The organism is Mastigocoleus sp. MO_188.B34 (assembly GCF_030065675.1).
Classification (GTDB): Bacteria; Cyanobacteriota; Cyanobacteriia; order Cyanobacteriales; family Nostocaceae; genus Mastigocoleus.
This window is the reverse complement of record NZ_JASJDK010000033.1, coordinates 1-20,145: the sequence shown is the minus strand read 5'-3', so window position 1 is coordinate 20,145 and position 20,145 is coordinate 1. Positions and strand designations below refer to the sequence as shown.

The following is a 20,145-nucleotide window of genomic DNA, read 5'->3' as shown; positions in this document are numbered from 1 at the left end:
ATGGAATTATCAAAAATAAACACAAATAAACTAAACGTTAAAAAATTCGACTGGATTGTTTTTAATCAAGAAATCAAAAGCCATTTAACAGATTTTTGGGTAAAAGATGTGTGGGATGTTTATGAGTGTCCTCTACTTGATGCAACAAGTTTAACTGACAAAGAAAAGGACAGATTAAAAAGGTATATGCGTTTTGAGTTAAATAATAAATACTTAAAAGCAGAATTTAAATATGCTTTTTGGTTAAAACTTTCTAATAATCAGTGGTCTGCAAAAACAGTTTGGAATACAAATGTAGTTTATCTCCATAGTGTTATAGCGTGGTTAAATGATTTAGATACACAAGCTTATTCCTTGTTAGAGAAAGATTTATATTTTTGGATAAATTCATTAGATTACTATATTAAAAAGATAGGTAAAGAGCAATGGGTATACGATACATTTCTTGATAAAAATAATAAACAAAAGAAGAAACGAAAAAAAAATCAAAGGACTGCTATTTTATGTCAAGTGTATAAAATTATTGAAGAATATCGATATAAAGATGTTTCTGAATATGATAAAGATATTTGGGATGTAAGAAAGTTAGGATACGCAGTAAATTTGTCTCAGTCGCAGTATAAACTTAACTTTCAGGGAATAAATCAACCTTGGTTAAAAGAAGTTGCTAAAACTTTTATACGTTATAGCCTCAATGTCTGCTCTTATGGTAATTGTGTCAAACGCTTGAATGCATTAGTTAAATTTTCAGTTTTTATATCTGAGGAATATTCATTACTCCAACCTCAAAATATAAATCGTCAAATAATTATTGATTACTTGAGTTATTTGCAGAAACAAACTTATGCCGAAGAAACTGTTAGAGGGATAGTGCTACATCTAAAGGTATTCTTTGAACATTGTTTAATGGAAAACTGGCTTCCTATTGAAGATAAATATTTGATTCGTAAAGAGGATACACCAGGTAAGCGAAAAGCTAAACCTAGATTTATACCAGATGAAGTTCTCCTACAGCTTAATCAACATATAGAAAAAATTCCAGATTATTATCGTCGGATGATAATAGTTTTTCAATATGCGGGAATGAGAATTAGTGAATTATGTACACTTTCGTTTGATTGTTTGTATGAATCTCAGGGAAGTTACTATCTAAAATATTTCCAGCTAAAAATGAAAAAGGAACACATTATCCCAGTTATGAATGATACTGTTATTCAAGCTATTACAGAGCAACAAAAGTTTGTAAACGAGCAATGGAATTTTGGATGTTCATATTTGTTCCCATATCCTAAAAGCCATAATGTGAAAGAACCTAGACCTATAAAGCAAAGGTCACTTTGTAATGTTCTTAATAACTTAAGTGTTGAGTTTAATATTTGTACTGCGTCGGGTCAGAACTGGCATTTTACTGGGCATCAATTCCGTCATACTGTTGGAACATCAATGATTAATAATGGAGTACCTCAGCATATCGTTCAACGATATTTAGGTCATGAATCACCAGAGATGACAATGGTGTATGCTCATATTCACGATAAGACTCTCAGAAAAGAAATTGAGAAATACCATGATTCAAGAGTAGTTAACTTCCAAGGTGAGACTTCTGAATTAGACGAAACTATACTATCTAGCAATAATGATTTGGAATGGTTTAAAAAGAATGTACAAGCCAGAGCATTAGAACATGGTTATTGTGCTAGACCAAAAGTATTGGGTAATTGTGATATTTCTGGTTTTGATGGTTGTTATAACTGCCCTCATTGGAGAACAAATAAAAACTTTTTACTAATTTTAAAAGACACTTTAGAACGTACCAACAATGTTTTACAAAAAGCTAAGAACTGTGGTTGGGAGTTACAAGTTAATAAAAATACACCTATTAAAGACAATTTAGAAAAGGTTATTAAATCCTTAGAGGAAGATAATGACTAACAGAAAGATAGAAGCTTTACAAGAAGCAGCAGCACAGAAAGCTAAGGAGTCAGCAGAACGTGTTGATAAAGCTTTAGAGAAGATGATAAAGCAAGGTCAAATAATTACTTTTAAATCTGTTGCTCAATCTGCTAATGTCTCTACTGCTTATTTGTACAAACAGCAGGATTTAAGAAGTCGTATTGAAACTTTACGTGACCAACAAAAGCAACAAAGTAAACCTAAGAAAATACCTCCTGCATCCGAGAATTCAAAAGCTACAATTATCTACAACTTAAGGGAAGAAAATAAAAAACTAAGAACAGCTAACGATGGATTGCGTAGAGCAAATGAAGGTATAACTGGTAGACTTCATCAGCTTTTAGGTATAGAAGAATTAGCGGAACGTCTAAAATCTGAAAATGAACAGTTAAAGCAGCAATTAGAAGAATGTCGCAGTCGCTATAATTCTCCAAAACATGAAGGTACTGTTAATATATTCCAAAAACAGAATGAAAAACTAAGTTTAGAAATAGAAAGATTAACTCAGGAGAACGTTGAGTTAAAGAATAAATTAGCTCGTAATACTTTAAAATCTACTACTAAAGTTACCCAAGTCAAAAGACCAACCATTCCTGTTCCCGATTCAGTAAAGGCTGAACTAAAAGAACTCAAAATTAAAATCAATAGTACTTTAAGAAGATTGATACGCGAGAATCCAGAAGAAGTTATTTTAGAATCAATCGATGCATTGAAATACGCCATTCTGAAGAATGAAGTAAAAAATCCGAGTGGTTTTTTAGTTAAAGCAATTAAATATCGATGGAAAGCACCTGAAGATACGCCAAAACACATGGGAATAAATAAGCAAGCAAAGGGGGAACATCAATTCCCAGAAGGCTTTGAAGAGTGGTTTCTAGAAGCAATTGATAACGGCTTTATAATCAATGAATCACCATTTACCTTGCCCAGAAATACAAAAGGAGATTTATTAGTTAAAGTAAATCACCCTACCTCCTCTGGAATACCTTACACCCAGATGTCCTGGATTGAAGCGAGAAAAATAATGGATTCAGATAGTTAAAATTCTGCAAGTTTAACAATTTACTCGCCGGAGGTGAGTAAATTGTTAAAAGCCGTAAGGCGGTCTTGCAGAATTGCCGGGAAAACGAGTTGCTTTACAACGTTGTAGAGAGTGAAAACAACGTAAAACTATTGCTAAATATACGTTATAGACGTTGTAAGCGACATAACAAGTCAAGAATGCTCTAGCTGTGGGCAAGTTGTAAAGAAAACCCTATCTATGAGAACTCATGCTTGTGCGTGTGGTTGTGTGATGGATATAGACGAAAATGCAGCTAGAAACATCCTTCGTCGAGGATTGAGTACGGTGGGGCACACCGGAACTTTTGCGCTAGACGCAAGTAACGCTTGGGGAGATGAAACCTCTACTCAGTCTGGTGTAAGCTTGGTTGAGCAAGTATCCTCTAAGAACCAAGAATCCCCTGGTCTTTAGGTATGGGGAGTGTCAAAATTTTTCTGGGATACACCATTGAAATATAGCTTGAGTTTTATAGCGAATGTCACCATTTTTAGGAATTTTTTCTTTGTCCTGTTGTAAAGAGAAAATTAATTTCCTAACTGATATATCTTTAGCCATATATAACTCAAGCAACAATTATAATTTATCTGCCTGCATTATGTAAGGAATTTATCGCCTCAGCACACTTTTGCGTTACCTCTATCAAAGCTTCCTTATTGTTAGATTCAGGGTAATCGATCACCTCACCTATTCGTACTGTTACCGGAACTGAATGAGGTAATTTTTTACCTTTTTCCTCAATAGCATGTGTTCCCCATAAACAAACTGGTAACAATGGAGCTTTTGCTTTTGCTGCAATTAATGCTGCGCCACGTTTTGGATCGGTAATTAATCCATCTTCCGTGCGGGTACCTTGAAGAAACACTCCAACCGCCCATCCCTGTTCTAGACAATTCAGAGCTGCACGAATTGCCGTTCTATCCGCAGTCCCCCGACTAACGGGGTAAGCACCATAAAGTTGGATTGCTTGACCTAATACAGGAACCTTAAATAATTGTTCCTTTGCCATATATGCTACTGGACGTTCTACGCAATTAGACACAATTGGTGGGTCAAAATTACTAGCATGATTGCTTACTACGACTAAAGGTCCGGTTTTAGGGACGTTTTCCACTCCATAAATTCTTCCTTGAAAATATACATGGAGCATTGGACTTACTACTGACCACTTAAAAGCATGGTAAAGTAGGAGGCTGACAAATGGTTCTCGATTTCTACTCACAGAATTACACTTAAATTAAACTTAATATGAAACTGAACTTAGGATACGCCATTGCCAGCCAATATATTTAGTTGATATTTATCCAGATTTTTAAAGAAGCTGGATATTTTCCTGCGATCTATTCTCACGCAATTAAAATATTGTAAAATTAAATACAATAAGTATTGTTTTATGTGTTACACAAGAAGTTATTTGTAAATAAATGAAAAGTAAATAAATGAAAAATCAAGTAAAAGTAAAAAACCAGCCATTATATTGAGGACAGAGGATAAACTCAGAATATAAATTTGTATTAGAAGTAAAAATAATTAGGTGGGGAAGTGAATAGGCTGAGATTGAGTTAGTTTAAAAATAGAAACTAATAAATATTGGGGAATGACCTAAAATTAATTTTAGCTAAACCGGTCAGAAGTATTACATCAAGGTTATTACCTTGTTATGTTGAGACTCTATGCCGTCTTCGACATCAACTTAATTCCTTCATGAAGGAGTTAAGATTACTGTCTAGACTGTTAATTGTGTCTGAAAAATATCATTAACTGACTGATATCATCAGCAGGTTTTCTACGATTAATTTGCCAAACCCGATACAAAAGGGAATGGAATTTCTCCAGCTTTGACAACCGAGTCCAAGTTAGTGAACTGCTTGTGCAATCTGAAAACATTGAAAAAATAGAGTTCAACGGCGAATATCCATGTCCTTGTACCCGCAAGGGACGCCTAACTCCGATTACGTTGACAGAAGCATTTGGTTGCGATCGCTGTCAGCAAATATTTGTGGTTGAAGATAATGGATATGTACTCGAGCAACTTTCCACAACCTATCCTTACAAGCGAGCTTGGCGCTGGACAGGTTCAGTTTGGCATGTTGTTCACCCTAAATTGGGAGAAAGTTATCTGCCAATGGCCCTAGGTATCATAGTGGTCTTGGTACTTTTCTGGTTACCATTTGCATTATTACAATCTACTGGTACTGGTATCATTGCTTCAGCAATAGTGGCAATAATATTGGCAATAGTACCAGCTGTTATGGTCTGGCTAACCTACAGACGTTAAGTTGATGATGGTGAATGCGTTTGATGAAGGTCTCAAAACGATGAATAGCGCAGAGCGCGCATACAAAGCTTCTTTGAAGCTAGGGATGACAAAAGGTGCAGACCGCAGTCGCGCACTCATGGCAATGGCAGAAGCGCTAAATCAGTCATTTGATGATATTCTTGAAGCCAATACTCTGGATTTGGAAGCCAGTCGCGAAATGGCTGTGCCAGAGTTAATTTTGGATTGGTTGAAACTTACACCAACTCGATTGGAAAGTGCAGTCCAAATTTTAAGGAAATTAGGCGAATTATCAGATCCTCTTCGGCGCGTTCGCATCGCAGATTATCAGCTAGAAGATTCCCAAACTTACTCCCAATTAATGCCATTGGGGGTAATTACTTTTATTCACGAAGCATTTCCCGATTTGGCAGCGATCGCTGCTGGGTTATGTATAAAAAGTGGTAATAGTATTATTCTTAAAGGTTCTACAGAAGCCAGTCACTCCAATGTTGCAATTGCTAATGCCTTAATTAATGCTGTCATTGAAGAAGGTTTGCCGGTGGGGAGTATCGAAATCATTGATGCCGAACATGGCAGATCGATTCGGGATTTACTCGCCCAAGAGCAATATATAAATCTAGTTATTCCCTACGGACGTTCTAGTTTGGTTCAGCAAGTAGTGCGACTGTCTACAGTACCGGTCCTCAAGTCAGCAATGGGTAATTGTTACCTTTATTGGTCGCCTAATGGCACTATGGATATGATCCGCCACATGATTATTGATAGCCATTGCAGCGAGCCCGATCCGGTAAATGCAATTGAAAAAGTATTAATTAATCGACAAGCTTTACCTAGTTCCTTAATTTCTCTTTGGAAAAGTTTGCAAGAAAAAGGTTTTGAGATTAGGGGAGATGCTGAGATGCACGAAGCTTTCCCCCAAATACAATTAGCAAAAGATAATGAGTGGGGATGTCCTTACCTTAAAAAAACAGTCGCCTTTAAGTTAGTAGATAATTTAGAGTCTGCGATTAGTTGGATAAATCAATATAGTAGCGGTCACGCAGATTGTATTGCGACTGATTCTTACCAAGAAAGTCGTCAATTTGCTTTGGGAGTCAACAGTGCTTCTACATATATAAATGCTTCGCCCCGTTTTTGTCGTAATCCCTTACGGGGTGATGCAATATTTTTGGGAATGTCAAATCAAAAGGGTCTGCGTCGGGGACTAATGAGTTTAGAAACTCTGACGACTGTTAAACATATAGTTCAGGCGAATGGAAGATTTTGAGTAATAAGTCACCAGAAGTCAGAAGTCAGAAGTCAGAAGTCAGAAGTCAGAAGTCAGAAGTCAGAAGTCAGAAGCCAGAAGTCAGAAGTAATGATAATTCTACTCATCTATTTCTTTACTTTTGACTTATGTCCTACGGACACGCTATGCTAATGACTTTTGACTTATGTCCTGCGGACACGCTATGCTAATGACTTTTAATTTGTCAATCCTTAGTTAGAAGATTGAGATTTATGGGGAGAAGTATAGTAAACTTTTCCTCCAGCATCTGGGACAAAATGACAGCTAAGACATGAATCCCAAGCCGAACGCCAAATTGTTTTTTCTGATGAATGATAATACTCACCCAATATCGGTTTGATAGCCGCCGTTGCTTTCTTTAAATTGTAATGGGGCATATTCAAAAAGATGTGGTGAGCAACGTGGGTACCGATGTCGTGATGGATATGACTAATAAATCCATAATTGCGATCGACACTGGAAAGCGCACCTTTAAGAAAAGTCCAATCTTCACCCCGATACCATGGAACATCTTCTTCCGTATGGTGCAAAAAGGTGACTAAATCTAGCCACATTACAAATACAATGTAAGGTCCTGCATAGTATTTCAATAACCACATCCAACCCCATTGATAGGTTAGAACACCAAGCAGAGCAATCATCGAAATCCAAAGAATTGTACTGGTGAGAACATCCCATTTTTCCTTGTCTTTGAATAAGGGACTGCTTGGTAAAAAGTGAGAACCTCGTTTACCAGGAGAACGCTTAAACAAATAAATTGGATAAGCTAACAAGAAAACATAGTACCTACCAACTTTTTCAATGATTCCCATCTCGTCATAGTAGGATTTTGTTGTTGGATACCAACTTTCATCATTTTCAATATGTCCGGTATTTAAATGATGGGTTCTATGACTAATTCGCCAACCATGATAAGGAACCAATATAGGCGTGTGACATAAATGTCCAATAAAATCATTGAGCCATTTACTCTTGGAAAAAGATTGGTGTCCGCAGTCATGACCAACAACAAATAAAGCCCAAAACATCGTGCCTTGCATTACCCAGAAAACTGGGAAGAACCACCAAGAATCAATGTAGTAAGCTAACGCATATAGTAAGCCGATGGTTAAAATATCGCGCCCAAAGAAAAATAGTGATTTACCTAAATTGGGCTGAAAGCATTCAGGTGGAATTGCTGCTTTCACATCGCCAAGTGTAAAAGGTAATTTAGATCCATCCTGAGAAGGTTCGTTAGTCGGAGGGGGGTTTAAATTGATGGAGTAAGAAGACACGTGATGTTATCAGAAGTAGAGTGTGGATAAGAGACTATGCAGAGTTATAGAGCTATGCTGTCATCGTTCCTAGGAACTAGACTCCATAGCGGAGTTCCATAAACGGTTTTACATGTTTGGTGCAATGAAAATTGGCCTAAGTCCTTTGAAGTGAAATTATTTTGGCATTTTAATTATCCCTATCACATTTGCTGAAAAAAGGATATGGAATTTTCAAATGTTTGATTAATTTTGCAAAGGTACTTATATTTTGCTTGCTTGCAACTCACTACAATCCTCAATCAGCGTAGGAAAGCATAGCTTACTCCCATTCCTTTATGACAAATCTAAGAATGCTTCAGTTATTAGTCAGCTTTAAGTTAGACCTTCAAATGAGATCTTTAATGAATAAAAGGAAATGACTAAGAGGATTTGAGTTGTAAGCAAAGACTTTATTTATTTGCGTGCGTAGTAGTCTTTAAAAGAGAAATAACCTTCCCCTAAAGAGTAGAAATGACATTGGTCAGTAATTCTCCTCATTAAAGACAAAGAAAACCTTTCTTCACGCAAATAAGAACCCCAATTTTCCTGCAAGCTGCGATGAGCGAGGCGCAAATTATAGGAAGGAATCGCAGTCGAAACGTGATGGGGAACATGGACATTGATATCGTGGCAGAGGAATTCTACCCAACGAGGATAATCGCAATGTACCGAACCGGATAATTGGGCGATCGCAGCATTCCATTCAGAACCTGGCAAAAATGGAATCTCTGGGTCTGTGTGGTGAACAAGAGTAAAAGTACTCATCCAGAAATGATATACCAACCACGGTACGAACCAGAATTTAATAAATCCCCAAACACCGGTTGTAATGATAAGTGTGGGAAATGCGATCGCAGCAAATGTGACTACCACAGCCACAGATAACTTCACGTCTGATTGGTCTTGTTTGCGGTATTGACGCCAGTCAAAATGTAGATTTGCCCAATGCAAAATGGAGGATAACCACCACAAGCGCTTGCGCATTAATACTTCAAAAACTGACTTGTCCAATTTTGGCCAAGTTTCATAAAATTCAGGTCTAATGGGATGCCAAGCATTATCCTCGTCCAATTTGTTGGTGTGAAGATGGTGATGATTGTGCTTGATTCGCCAACTGTGAAAGGGATAAATCAAAGGCATAAATGCCAAGTGTCCCACTAAATCGTTCACCCAACGGCTTTTTGCAAAAGAACGATGACCGCAGTCATGACCGATCACAAAAAAACCAGTCAAAGCAGTCCCAGCAAAAACCCAGGCTAAAGGTAAAAGGTACCAAGGAGAAAAAGCAATGCTGGCATAACCCAAGCCAACCATCAAAACATTAATTACTGCTCCCGTCCAAGCTTTACGATGATTCAGCTCAAAACATTCCTTAGGCAGAGTTTTGATGATATCTTGTAACTTTAGTTTGGAATCGCCAAGGTCATCACTTGGCTTCTGGCTATTTATTGTTGATGTAGTCATGTATATTTGAACGCAAACAAACTCGACCGCCAAACCACAATGATAGTAGCTTGTCGCAAAGTTTTGTAACCTGATTCGTTTGGATTATACCAATCGAAGCTACCCCAGCGCACTCAAAATTCATAGCTTATTTTTTATATTGTTTTAATATTTCTCTATATTTCTCTTATATTTGAGACCCGAAACCCCCACTTCTAGACTGAATAAACAGCCCAGAATTGGGGGTTGTGAGTAATTTTGCAAAGCGAAGTAATTATCGGGTATTAATCCAATTTCGCTAATTTTTTTGTGAATAATGCATTGCAGCAATTTTTTTCGGGGTTTGGAAAATCTTTTACAGCAATAAGACAGTAAGTATTATTACTTTTAACTATTACTCTTAAGACTCCGTTTTTGCTAGCTTGACATCTTTAGCTAAACCCAAAAATTGTAATAACTGAATTGTCATCCAGGTCATATCTATTTCCCACCATTTCAAGCCATGGCGAGCAGAATATTGGAAAGCATGGTGATTATTGTGCCAGCCTTCGCCAAACACAAGTAAAGCTACCCACCAGCAGTTAGTGGACTTATCATTAGACTCGTAGGACTGATAGCCAAATTTATGGGTAGCACTGTTAACTAGCCAAGTACAGTGATAAACCCAAACAATTCGCGCAAACACTCCCCAGAATACAAATGACCAGCCACCTATAAGCAAAAGTGTTAAACCTAAAAGAATTTGAACGGGAATAAAATATTTTTCCAAAAACTGATAGACTGGGTCATCAATAATATCTTTGGTAAAACGAGGAACTTCGGATTTAGAAGGTGATTGATAGATTAACCAACCTATGTGACTCCACAGGAAACCCTTATTGGAATCATGTGGATCCAATTCTTTGTCGGAGTGTAAATGGTGAATGCGATGGGTTCCCACCCACTCAATTGGACCACCTTGGCAAGCAAGAGTACCACAGAATACTAGAAAATACTCCAGCCATTTGGGGGTCTGAAAGCTACGGTGAGTTACAAGGCGGTGAAAGCCTAAGGTAATACCCAAGCCACCAGATAGCCAATAGAGAAATAATGCAACACCGACTGCTTTCCAACTAAAGTTGTTGGGAAGGAAGGCAAATGCAGCTCCGACGTGCAAACCTACAAAAAATAGGGTGTTAACCCAGTTAATTTTCGGTTGAGTTGATGTAGCAATTGTCATGCGGTAACCTAAATGGAAATTATTGAGCCTAGGCTGTGCGGTCCGTTTGTCGCTTTACGACCTAAATCCGAATCCGGTATTTTTTTATAATGAGGTACTGATGAACAGCGTCGAACAGCTGCACGAAGCAGAACAGGCACTCTTAAAGATCTTTTCTGGAATTGACGCTAAGGTCAAGCAAAATCTTAAACGAGTACTAAATGCCTTTCGTCATCATAAGGTAGGTGCCCACCATTTTACTGGTGTAACAGGATACGGGCATGATGATTTAGGACGAGAAATTTTAGACAAAGTTTTTGCGGAAGTTATGGGAACTGAAGCAGCCGTGGTACGGGTGCAATTTGTTTCAGGTACTCATGCAATAGCTTGTGCTTTGTTTGGAGTTCTCCGTCCGGGAGATGAAATGTTGGCGGTAGCAGGAGCACCTTATGACACTTTGGAAGAAGTAATCGGACTTAGGGGTCGCGATCAAGGCTCTCTGATTGATTTTGGTGTAAGCTATCGCCAATTGGATCTTACTCTAGATGGCACTATAGATTGGGAAAATTTATCTTCTGCGATAAAGCAAAACACCCGTCTAGTCCTAATTCAAAGGTCTTGTGGTTATTCGTGGCGTCCGAGTTTATCAATTACTGATATTGAAAAAATCATTTACTTAGTTAAAAAACAAAATCCCGATACAATTTGTTTTGTTGATAACTGTTATGGAGAATTTATCGAAACTCAAGAACCTTCCCATGTAGGTGCTGACTTAATGGCAGGTTCCTTAATTAAAAATCCTGGTGGAACGATTGTCAATGCTGGTGGCTACATTGCAGGTCGTGCTGAATTGGTAGAATCTGCTGCTTGTCGTCTGACAGCTCCGGGAATCGGTAGTGCTGGTGGTGCTACTTTTGACCAGAATCGTTTGTTATTTCAAGGATTATTTCTCGCGCCGCAAATGGTGGGAGAGGCAATGAAGGGCACTCACCTCACTGGTTATGTATTTGACAAGTTAGGCTATCCTGTTAACCCCGCACCTCTTGCTCCTCGCCGGGATGTAATTCAAGCGATTAAACTTGGTTCTCCGGAAAAATTAATTGCTTTTTGTAAGGCGATTCAAAGCCATTCTCCCATCGGTTCCTATCTAGACCCTATTCCCGATGAAATGCCGGGTTACGAAAGCAAGGTAGTAATGGCTGGAGGTACATTTATTGAAGGTAGTACCTCAGAATTTTCGTCTGATGGTCCCCTGCGCGAACCTTACGTGGTTTATTGTCAAGGCGGTACTCACTGGACTCACGTTGCGATCGCACTATCTGCTGCAATGGAAGCTGTTGAAGCTGCTTAAATAATCAAGGCTGCAAGTATCAATCTATAAAGATATATTGCTTCGCAGCCAATAGAGAATAGAAAAAATTAGCTTTGGCTATTTTTGTGTAAAGGCATATAAGTATTAATAAACCAATATTTTAAGATTTTCGCTTCCAGGCTTAGCCTGGAAACAAATTTGACCATCTTAATCTGGTAATTTATACTGTCCGACTATGCGCTTAGCAAATTCTGGAACATGGGCTGCTAATTTTTGTGGGTAATTGCGTTTTACATAAAGAAAATTACGAGTGAAATGGGAGTCAATGGAAAAGCGAGCATATTCCAAACCCTTAGGTCCAATCTTTTCGATGACCACGCCCATCATTTTTGCTGCCCACATAGGTAAAGTTACACCTTGATCGTAAGCAGGTATACTTTGCTGTACGGCAGCTTTCCGATCTCCTTTCGACATGACTGGTTGAGTATTAAGTTGCTCTTTTACTAGCTCCAACATCTCCTTACCAGTGTCATTTCTGACTACAATCCATTGCCAACCGAAAGGAGCACCCATGTAACCTACAACTAAATCCGCTAAAGAATTAACGTAGTCGAAGCAACTCATACAAGAAGGTGCAAAAACATCCTTGAGTTGATTAGTCTTTAAACCAAAGAAAGGTACTTTTTCAATTGAGCCATCCTCATGTTTAAAGTGGACTCGAAAATCTTGCATGAACTCGTAATGAACTACCGTGTCAGGTGATTTACTAGTTGTCTCTAAAAATTTCTGTAGTCCAGCACGAGTAACGTTATCTACACAAGGGGTACCTAAAACGTAAAGTTTTTCCAAGCCCAATTGTTTTTCTACAGTCCGTAAAGCTTGGATTTGACAACCAACCCCAATTGCTAGTAGTCGCTTCATCCCCGATTGTTCTACTTGCTCTAATATTGAGAGATTGGGGGACAAAGTAGGTTTATTCACCCGTGCAGCCATTACCTCTTCTGCAGTCCGAGCAATAACTGGCATTGGTCCAAAGCGGTCTTCTTTAGTATTTTGAACGCACACTACACCTTCAACAATGCCGCGATTGAGCATTTCAATGGCAATCGTACTAACAATTCCCGTCCATTGAGCGCCAGGAATGGGTTGTTTTTTTTGCGCCGCCATCATTTCTTGGTGAACCCCAAAATAAAGTTCATTAGGGTTATCCAAGTTTCGTTTACGGGAATGACTTTGTTCTTCTAGTTTGTCAAATTGTTGATTCAAAAAAGCACAAGCTTCTTTGACATAGTGAATGTAATATGTATCGCATAATCCGCATTCGCTACAGAGTTCCTTCGCTGGACGACGACTACCGGGTTTAAGGGCTTTAGCTTTTTGGTGTTTGGGCAAATCAACTGACGTCATTAAAATTTTTATGTTTAAAAAATCAAATAGCTTCTCTCACAATATGCCATTTTATTAGTACTTAATTTATTTATTAACTCAAATTAAATATTACTTCTTACTAGCTAGAGGATTGATAATGAAAAATCTCCAAATACATGGTTCAAAGGAAAAATAAAAATTTGGGTGTTGGTGATTTCCGCCGCAAAAGAGAGTAGATATTTATATTTACCATTTAAGATTTATATTCTGGGTAAAACTTTTGGCAAAAACTTTATAACTAAATGATTATCATCTATGACTTACTTCTAGTTTGCGAAATCAAATAGCTTGCAAAATTTTACTTTTGTCAACAATTGCCAGTATTTGCACTAACAATAAACTACACCCTCTTTTTCTGCCCAAAATCAAATCCATTGTATTATTTTTAATAAATTCATCTTAAATTCATATTATTTTATACCAACTTATACTAGGCAATAGTAAAATTGGACTTGTGCTTTTTACAATTACTTGAGCATAAAGAAATTTTTATTCATTCAATTTTGAATATTATTCAAATCACTAATATCAACAAATTAACCTTATTTCCAAGGACAGAGTTTTCATGCATGGGATATTTTGATAATAATTGCTATTAAAATGTTGTATTCAGTGGATATTTTTAATTGTTAATAAATCGAAGTCAAGTAATTTTTTTAACTGCTTCAGATTACAGAAATAAAAAAAATTAAATAAGTTGTTGCGAAATGTGAAAAAAAGTTATAATTTGTTGTATGGGTGAATAATCTAGTTAGCAATTCACAAACTAGCAACTTATAAAATTCTCAAGCAATACTTTAAATCAAGACAATATACCTATCTAGTATTAGGGTCTCACCGAAATCTAAGTCTAGATATATAAATAGAGTTACTTTCGAGAATGAATCATTTGGGATAAATAATCAAAAATTTGATATCTCCAAAAATAAGATTTAAACGCGATTTAAACTATTTTTGGTGAATATACTATTTTGGTTATTTCTGGGTTTACATACTAAACATTGAATCGGCATCATACTAGAAGGCTGATATTTTAGTTGTTTAAACTTAGATTTCAAAACTTTGTTCTTTAAGTTTGAAACTATTTCAAGGTACGAAATTATTTTTGTTTTGTTGTATTACTTTGAGTAATTATTTTAAGTAATTATATTTACTGCTTGGCAATATAGTGATTGCTATTTTTGAGAATAATCCAGTGCTATCTCACTTGAAAAGTAATTATAAATACAACAAAATTGGAGTTTTTTGGTAATGCGATTAGATGATGTAATCGGACTTAAAAAAGTTGAAAAAGATGCATGGGAAGCTCTGGAAAAAACAATTATATATTATCAAGGACGTCCTGTTGGTACAGTTGCTGCCTACGATTTGTCACAGGAAGCTTTAAATTATGACCAATGTTTTATTAGAGATTTTGTTTCTGCAGCAATAATTTTTTTAATAGAAGGTAGAACCAATATAGTTCGTAATTTTTTAGAGGAAACTTTAAAACTACAACCTAAAGAAAAACAATTAGATGCTTATAAACCAGCTCAAGGATTAATCCCCGCTAGCTTTAAAGTAATGACCCATAGTAATGGGGAAGAATATTTAAAAGCCGATTTTGGAGAGCATGCGATCGCCAGAGTTACACCAGTGGATTCCTGCTTATGGTGGATAATTTTGTTACGTGCTTACGTAGTTGCGACCAAAGATTATTCTTTGGCCTATAGGCCGGAGTTCCAAAATGGCATTAGGCTGATTATGGATCTGTGTTTGGCAAACAGATTTGACATGTATCCGACACTTTTAGTTCCAGATGGAGCTTGCATGATTGACCGTCGAATGGGTATTTATGGTCATCCTCTGGAAATTCAAGCTTTATTTTATTCTGCATTACGGGGGGCTCGCGAACTTCTAATTTGTGGAGGTAATGAAGATATTGTGGCTGCGATCGATATTCGCTTACCACTTTTAGGAGCACATATTCGCAAGCATTACTGGATAGATCTTAACCGCTTAAATGCTATTTATCGTTTTAAGGGTGAAGAATATGGAGAAACAGCAGTCAATCAATTCAATATTTATGTAGATTCTCTTCCATACTATGAATTGGATAAATGGCTACCGAAAAAAGGCGGATATCTGGCAGGAAATGTTGGACCATCACAACTTGATGTTCGTTTCTTCTGTTTAGGGAATCTGATGGCAATTATGTCTGAACTTACCACTGAAGAACAGTCCCAGGCGATTATGACTTTAATCGAAGAAAGATGGGATGATTTGGTGGGTGATATGCCAATGAAAATTTGTTTTCCTGCTTTAGAAAATGAAGAATATAGATTAATCACTGGATGCGACCCGAAAAATATTCCTTGGTCTTACCATAATGGTGGAAATTGGCCCGTTCTTTTGTGGATGTTAGCTGCTGCTGCAGTTAAAACTAATAGAATATCTCTTGCCGAACGGGCAATTGAAATAGCACAATCTCGTTTACAAGAAGATGAATGGCCAGAATATTACGATGGTAAAAAAGGACGATTAATTGGTAGAAAAGCAAGATTAAATCAAACTTGGACGATTACTGGATTTTTATTAGCAAAAGAACTGATTAAAAATCCTTCCTATCTACCATTAGTTAGCTTTGAGCCATTTAGTGCAGAGCAGGCTTCAAGAGCTTGTGAATTTGAAATTGATGGTTTTGACCGCTGAGATTTTTCTTGATTTTTGAGTCAAAAAAAGAAGTTTATATGGAAACTATGGTTACCAGATAATTTCTGGTAACCAAACTAGTTAAACTAAGCTATTTGAAGATATTTATGATTTTTGTTCTTAGTTCGACTGTAGTAGATTTTCTGTGCTAACTATTTCAGACCGTGGTTAATTCTTTTGCAGAATTTATATTTTCTAAAGTTAAGCCAGAACAAGTTCGTTTTATTAAGCCAGTAAGTACATTACCTGGTCCAATTTCTACTACTCGTTCAATTTCATTTTTTGGTAGTGCAAGTGAAATTTCTCGCCAACGCACCGAACCAGTCATTTGTTGTACTAAGCGCTTTTTCAGAACTTCAGCATCTGTTGTCGGAACTGGTTCTACATTGGATAACACTGGAATCGTAGCCTGTTGAAAATTCAAAGATTCCAAAATATCTTGAAATTCAGCAGCCGCCGCAGACATTAAGGGAGAATGAAAAGCTCCCGAAACATTTAAAAGAACTGCTCGCCTTGTTTTAACTTGAGACATTACCGCTTCTACGGCTTCCTGAGTCCCAGAAATTACCACCTGTGCCGCACTATTATCATTTGCTAGTACGACATTTTCGGTTTGAGCCACAACTTTTTCCAGTTGCTCGCGGTCAAATTTCATTAATGCTGCCATTTTACCACCAGCAGCATTATCCATCAGTTCAGCACGTCTTTTCACTAATCGAAGTCCTGCTGACCAATCAAATACACCAGCCACATAAAGGGCTACATATTCTCCCAAGCTATGACCAGCAACCAAATCTGGTTTATCTCCTTTCTCGCGAAGAATATCAGCAAGAATACTTTCCACAACGTAAAGACAAGGTTGGGTGTAGAGAGTACGGGATAAATTTTCTGGATCACTTTCACAGATTTGTGTGACTGACCAGCCTAAAATTTCTTTAGCTTGAGTGAATTTTTCTTTAGCAGATGGTATATCCAATAAATCCATTCCCATCCCTACGGATTGGGAGCCTTGTCCAGGAAATACCCATGCAGTTTTTGTCATTTGCACTTTGTCATTTGTCATTTTTTCATTTTCTATGTGTCATTTACCATTCCTCCTATACGCCGACGGCGAGCGCTAACTTTAATTCCACCTCAAGGGAATACATACATCATTTGTCTTTTGTCTAATAGTCAAAGATCAGTAATCGATGACCAAGACAAATGACAAATGAATGACACAATAGTTACCTTCCCCATTGGAAAATAGCTGCCCCCCATGTAAGACCAGCACCAAAGCCTGATGCAGCAATAACATCGTTAGTTTGAATTTTATTTTGTCTTACAGCTTCATCTAAAGCTAAGGGGATGGAAGCAGCAGAAGTATTGCCATATGAGGCAACATTACTGATTACCTTTTCAGGTGGAATATTGAGACGTTCCGCGACTGCATTGAGAATACGTTGATTGGCTTGATGTAAGACTAACCAATCTATTTGTTCTACGGTTAGTTGGGCACGAAACAAAGCTTTATCAATAATTTCTGGGACTTTTTGCACTGCAAAACGGTATACTTCTTTACCATTCATCGCTAATGCTTGATAATTCCCTTTAGCTACAACAATTTCCTCAGTTAGTTTTCTTGGAGATGCTGTATAGGAAACGTTAAGACAACCATTTTGAGTTCCATCACTTTTAAGTTCAAAGCCCAGTAAATGATCGCTTTGATTCGCTTGCAATACTACCGCTCCTGCACCATCACCAAATAACACACAAGTGCGTCGATCTTCCCAATCTACCCAACGGGAGAGAATATCCGCCCCTATCAACAATACATTTTGGTAAACACCAGTTCTTATGTACTGAGTAGCAGTAACAAGTCCAAATACAAAGCCTGAGCAAGCAGCTGTCAAATCAAATGCTACTGCTCTATCGGCTCCCAAAGCTGCTTGAACTTGACAAGCGCTACCAAATAAATCATCAGATGTAGAAGTTGCCAATAAAATTAAATCGACATCTTTTGGTTCAATTCCAGCCATAGCAAGTGCTTTTTGGCTAGCACTTGTGGCAATATCCTTTAAAGACTCATCCGGTTTTGCCAGTCGGCGTTGACGAATACCAGTTCTTGTAGATATCCATTCATCTGTAGTTTCTACAATTTGCGTTATTCCCTGGTTATCGAGGGAATTTTTTGGCACTGCCGAGCCACTTCCTGTAATTGCTATTCCTAAATTCTGCACTCATTTTCTCCGAGTTTATAAGCCGTTCGCAACTAGTTATGAGCTATGAATATATAGACAAAAGTAACATTCATTGACTACGCATATCTAAACTGGTTTGTCACTTTGGCTGACTATTAATACTGCAGACACAATCGAAAAAGGACAGAGAACCATGGGAGGCTCAAAAATAACTTCCCAATAATTTTTTCTATTTTTCTGACTATGGACTACTAACTAGTCTTTGTCATTGAAAATTTCGGAAATTATTTCTGTGGGAGTGTCCATAGAGAAAAAGAAGCATAAGGGCAAAGAATACTTCTCCCCCGGTATAGGGGTGTCACTAGCAGACAATTACAGCTAATGACTTTGGTCTGGGTGGGTAAATAGGGCTTGGGTAATATTACTCGGAAGCCAAACTACTGACCTGTGGATGGATGCGTTCCAATACTTGATTATCCACAGCTTCTTTTGCCATACGAATAGCATTAAAAATAGAAGGAGCTTCAGAACTACCATGACTGATAACGCAAATTCCATTCACGCCCAAAAGTAAAGCACCACCATGCTCCGCATGATCCATCCGTTGCTTGATGCGCTTTAGATTTGGTTTTAAAAGTGCTGTGCCAATTTGACCGTGTAAGCCGGATGGTAATTCTTCCCGCAGAATTTGCAGTATTATTTCTCCGACAGCTTCAGCAAATTTTAGTAAAACATTACCAACAAAACCGTCGCAGACAATGACGTCAAAGCGTCCTGATAAGACATCACGACCTTCAGCATTGCCAAGAAAAGAGATTTGCGAGTTGGAGGTCAGTATTTGATGGGTACGAATTGCCAGGTCATTTCCCTTACAATCTTCCTCACCAATATTTAATAAACCTACTTTTGGTTCGGCAGTTCCCAATACATATTGGCTGTAAACCGAACCCATAACAGCAAACTGCTCTAAAAACTTAGGGCGACAATCTACGTTTGCACCTACATCTAGTATTAGTACAGGTTTGCTGGCAACCATAGTGGGAAAAACAGCACCAATTGCCGGTCTGTCAATTCCGGGAAGTCGCCCTAAGCGGAGTAAAGCCGCTGCCATTGCAGCGCCGGAGTGACCAGCACTGATCGCAGCATCTGCCTTTCCTTTTTTTACTAAGTCCATTACGACATTGATTGAAGCGGAACGTTTGCGCCTAACGGCAGACAAAGGCTCCTCATCCATCTCGATCGTATCTGTAGCACTTACGATTTCCACTTGCCCCAAATTAGTGTTTGAAGGCAGGGCTGCTTTAATTTTTTCGGGTTCACCCACAAGTAAAACTTTTACACCCAATTCCTCTTGAGCTCGCAGTGCGCCAGCAACGATCTCATCGGGTGCGTGGTCCCCTCCCATTGCATCAATTGCGATACGTTCGCCAGTCGATACCATTGCTACTAGCTTCTAGAAACCTTACAAATTTTATCAGATACCTATCTCAAAGAGAGTGGCTTTATTATTCCCCAATTCTCTCACTTACCCTACCAAGTTTTGCCAGAAAGAAATAATCGGCAAATTACATCTTGATTATTTTTCAATACAAATTTTTCTACATCGCAAAATATTTGAATTAGATTTCTCGCTTTTTTCATGGAATATATGGATCTCATGAACTTTAAATACTTTTTCTTTTGAGCCAGATTAGAATTTACGGCTGTGAATGCTGCACAAAAAAGTTAATTTGTCAAATTAAAATAAAATTTATCTCAAGCTTAAAATCTGATTATTTGGCAATTCCATGAATCCGAATTTCCTGCTTCAACATTTATTTCTAAGTCTAGAATTCTTAGCCTTAAGTTTTTTCTTAGAGGATGTTTGGAAAGTATAGCTTATTACCCAATATCATTATTGAGATCCCCCAACCCCCTTAAAAAGGAGGCAAAAGCCCCCCTTCTCAAGCTATGCATTAGTCACATCTTTCTTAACAATCTTAAAAAGATTATTTGACAGGGCTCTCAAACCACGAG

Annotated in this window: 17 protein-coding genes; 8 read left to right on the top strand and 9 right to left on the bottom strand. The window is 37.7% G+C overall.

The window, feature by feature from the left end:
* The 3 genes from QNJ50_RS10520 (at nt 1) to QNJ50_RS10510 (ending at nt 3,427) form a co-directional block, all read left to right on the top strand.
* Complete coding sequence (locus tag QNJ50_RS10520) at nt 1-1,932, top strand: tyrosine-type recombinase/integrase (RefSeq protein WP_300635026.1); 1,932 nt, start codon at nt 1-3, stop codon at nt 1,930-1,932.
* On the top strand, nt 1,925-2,995 hold the full coding sequence (locus QNJ50_RS10515) for a DUF6262 family protein (protein ID WP_300635024.1): 1,071 nt from the start codon (nt 1,925-1,927) through the stop codon (nt 2,993-2,995). Before QNJ50_RS10520 ends, QNJ50_RS10515 begins: the two co-directional genes overlap by 8 nt.
* Before the next feature lie 138 nt (nt 2,996-3,133).
* Entirely contained in the window at nt 3,134-3,427 is a 294-nt protein-coding gene (locus QNJ50_RS10510) for a zinc ribbon domain-containing protein (RefSeq protein ID WP_300635080.1), read from the top strand.
* Between the two features lie 12 nt (nt 3,428-3,439).
* Here the strand turns inward: QNJ50_RS10510 and QNJ50_RS10505 are convergent, their stop codons facing one another.
* Both QNJ50_RS10505 and QNJ50_RS10500 read right to left on the bottom strand, forming a co-directional pair.
* On the bottom strand, nt 3,440-3,571 hold the full coding sequence (locus QNJ50_RS10505) for a hypothetical protein (RefSeq protein WP_300635022.1): 132 nt from the start codon (nt 3,569-3,571) through the stop codon (nt 3,440-3,442).
* 25 nt (nt 3,572-3,596) lie between these two features.
* Entirely contained in the window at nt 3,597-4,235 is a 639-nt protein-coding gene (locus QNJ50_RS10500) for a lysophospholipid acyltransferase family protein (protein ID WP_300635020.1), read from the bottom strand.
* A 648-nt stretch (nt 4,236-4,883) separates the two neighbouring features.
* Between QNJ50_RS10500 and QNJ50_RS10495 the strand changes: the two genes are divergently transcribed.
* From QNJ50_RS10495 to QNJ50_RS10485, 3 genes are read left to right on the top strand one after another with little or no spacing between them, the layout of a single operon-like run.
* Nucleotides 4,884-5,291 (top strand): hypothetical protein, encoded by a 408-nt coding sequence (locus QNJ50_RS10495; RefSeq protein WP_300635018.1) that lies wholly within the window; start codon nt 4,884-4,886, stop codon nt 5,289-5,291.
* A gap of 4 nt (nt 5,292-5,295) precedes the next feature.
* Nucleotides 5,296-6,561: a glutamate-5-semialdehyde dehydrogenase gene (locus QNJ50_RS10490; protein WP_300635016.1), complete on the top strand. Its 1,266-nt coding sequence runs from the start codon at nt 5,296-5,298 to the stop codon at nt 6,559-6,561.
* A complete protein-coding gene (locus tag QNJ50_RS10485; RefSeq protein ID WP_300635014.1) occupies nt 6,558-6,686 on the top strand; it encodes a hypothetical protein in 129 nt (42 codons plus the stop codon). Before QNJ50_RS10490 ends, QNJ50_RS10485 begins: the two co-directional genes overlap by 4 nt.
* An 87-nt stretch (nt 6,687-6,773) precedes the next feature.
* Here the strand turns inward: QNJ50_RS10485 and QNJ50_RS10480 are convergent, their stop codons facing one another.
* From QNJ50_RS10480 to QNJ50_RS10470, 3 genes are all read right to left on the bottom strand, one after another.
* Nucleotides 6,774-7,856, bottom strand: coding sequence for a fatty acid desaturase (locus QNJ50_RS10480; RefSeq protein WP_300635012.1), 1,083 nt, complete (start codon nt 7,854-7,856; stop codon nt 6,774-6,776).
* A gap of 435 nt (nt 7,857-8,291) precedes the next feature.
* Nucleotides 8,292-9,341 (bottom strand): fatty acid desaturase, encoded by a 1,050-nt coding sequence (locus tag QNJ50_RS10475; RefSeq protein ID WP_027844501.1) that lies wholly within the window; start codon nt 9,339-9,341, stop codon nt 8,292-8,294.
* A 379-nt stretch (nt 9,342-9,720) separates the two neighbouring features.
* Nucleotides 9,721-10,539: an acyl-CoA desaturase gene (locus tag QNJ50_RS10470; RefSeq protein ID WP_027844500.1), complete on the bottom strand. Its 819-nt coding sequence runs from the start codon at nt 10,537-10,539 to the stop codon at nt 9,721-9,723.
* Between the two features lie 100 nt (nt 10,540-10,639).
* On the opposite strand from QNJ50_RS10470, the gene QNJ50_RS10465 reads away from it, so the two are divergent.
* Nucleotides 10,640-11,869, top strand: a complete 1,230-nt coding sequence (locus QNJ50_RS10465; protein WP_300635007.1) for a methionine gamma-lyase family protein — start codon at nt 10,640-10,642, stop codon at nt 11,867-11,869.
* A gap of 168 nt (nt 11,870-12,037) precedes the next feature.
* Here the strand turns inward: QNJ50_RS10465 and QNJ50_RS10460 are convergent, their stop codons facing one another.
* A complete protein-coding gene (locus tag QNJ50_RS10460; protein WP_300635005.1) occupies nt 12,038-13,237 on the bottom strand; it encodes a Coenzyme F420 hydrogenase/dehydrogenase, beta subunit C-terminal domain in 1,200 nt (399 codons plus the stop codon).
* Between the two features lie 1,272 nt (nt 13,238-14,509).
* On the opposite strand from QNJ50_RS10460, the gene QNJ50_RS10455 reads away from it, so the two are divergent.
* Nucleotides 14,510-15,949: a glycoside hydrolase 100 family protein gene (locus QNJ50_RS10455; protein WP_300635003.1), complete on the top strand. Its 1,440-nt coding sequence runs from the start codon at nt 14,510-14,512 to the stop codon at nt 15,947-15,949.
* Nucleotides 15,950-16,106: 157 nt separating this feature from the next.
* Here the strand turns inward: QNJ50_RS10455 and fabD are convergent, their stop codons facing one another.
* The 3 genes from fabD to plsX form a co-directional block, all read right to left on the bottom strand.
* A complete protein-coding gene (fabD, locus tag QNJ50_RS10450; RefSeq protein WP_300635079.1) occupies nt 16,107-16,991 on the bottom strand; it encodes an ACP S-malonyltransferase in 885 nt (294 codons plus the stop codon).
* A 184-nt stretch (nt 16,992-17,175) separates the two neighbouring features.
* The gene (locus tag QNJ50_RS10445) at nt 17,176-18,168 is read right to left on the bottom strand and encodes a beta-ketoacyl-ACP synthase III (RefSeq protein WP_300635002.1); all 993 of its coding nucleotides are present in this window, start codon (nt 18,166-18,168) and stop codon (nt 17,176-17,178) included.
* Nucleotides 18,169-18,550: 382 nt separating this feature from the next.
* Nucleotides 18,551-19,570, bottom strand: a complete 1,020-nt coding sequence (gene plsX / locus QNJ50_RS10440; protein ID WP_300635001.1) for a phosphate acyltransferase PlsX — start codon at nt 19,568-19,570, stop codon at nt 18,551-18,553.
* Between the last annotated feature and the right edge of the window lie 575 nt (nt 19,571-20,145).